Source organism: Myxococcus vastator (genome assembly GCF_010894475.1).
In the GTDB taxonomy this organism is placed as follows: domain Bacteria; phylum Myxococcota; class Myxococcia; order Myxococcales; family Myxococcaceae; genus Myxococcus; species Myxococcus vastator.
The window spans coordinates 1-1187 of sequence record NZ_JAAIYB010000869.1; the positions used below are offsets into that span (position 1 = coordinate 1).

Sequence of the window (1187 nt, forward strand, 5' to 3'; positions counted from 1 at the left end):
ACCCGGGGGACGGCTCACACCTGAAGCGTCTTCTCGACCTCGGACAGCTTGTAGCGGGCCATCGCCAGGTTGGCGCTGGCGCGGTGCAGGGCCACGTACAGGAACAGGCCCTCCTTGCCCGCCAGCGGGCGGATGAGGTGGTACTGCTCGCCGAGCGTGATGAGGATGTCCTCGATGCGGTCCTTGATGCCCAGCATGCTCATGGCCTTCATCTTTGCGCGCACGACCTCGGTGTTGGCCGCCGCCGCCGTCTCGATGTTGAAGGCCGGGGTGCCGCCCACGCTGCCCAGGCACATGCCGCTCTTCGAGTCCGCCAGACAGGCCGCGAAGGCCCCTTCAATCTTCAGCGTCTCTTCCAGGGTCTGCTTCACGTTCGCCATGACTTCGCTTTCTTCTTTCAGGGGAATCAGCTCATCCAGGCCATACGTCAATTGGCTGGAATAGGTGCGCGGCTGCGGGACGAACATGGCCTGGGCGTCCGTCAGCGACAGCAGGGCCTCCAACTGCTCCGACATGTGGCGGCGCAGCAAGTCCCGCATGGTGTCCCGAGGAACCAGGCCCCACGTCACCAGCGTCTCGCAGAAGTTGCCCCCGCTCTGCCGGCACTCCGCCACCACCTGCTCGACGTCCTCGCGGCTGACCACCCGCTCCCGGATGAGCACCGAGGAGAAGTTGAGCGCCCCTGGCCCGTTGAGGACCGCCCAGGCCACCTTCCGCGCCACCACGAAGATGCGCCCGGACACGGAGGTGGACCGGACCACGACCTCTCCACCCAGCTTGCTCTCCAGGGCCTCGTGAAGCACGGTCCGTACGACCTGGCGGGGCGCTGAAGTCTGGGAGCGGGCGACAGATTCCATGGGGGAGGGTCCAGCGTGCTCCAGTTGGGAATGCAGCGGGAAGGCGATGAAGGAGGTAGATATATACAGCCAGGGCGAATTATCGCAACCGCACGGTAAGGCTTGGTGGAATTTACCAGCGGTGGGGCGTTTGCGACTCATTCTGGAGCAGAGGGGCCGGCAGCGCAAGAATTCAAAGCCGTTGAAAAGGTGACATACATTGTCGCCGTAGCAGGGAGTGAGGGCTCCTCACGGGAGCGCGGGCCTGGCTGGCAATGGCAGACCTCCGAGGGAGGGGTGCCTGTGTGGGATGGGGAGCGGCCGAGTGGTCGTCCGGAGTCTTCTCCCGAA

General features: G+C 64.9%; 1 protein-coding gene. It reads right to left on the reverse strand.

Translation table 11 applies throughout. The annotated features are described in order from the left end of the window. Nucleotides 1-14: 14 nt before the first annotated feature. Nucleotides 15-803: a hypothetical protein gene (locus G4D87_RS39840; RefSeq protein ID WP_163787618.1), complete on the reverse strand. Its 789-nt coding sequence runs from the start codon at nucleotides 801-803 to the stop codon at nucleotides 15-17. Between the last annotated feature and the right edge of the window lie 384 nt (nucleotides 804-1187).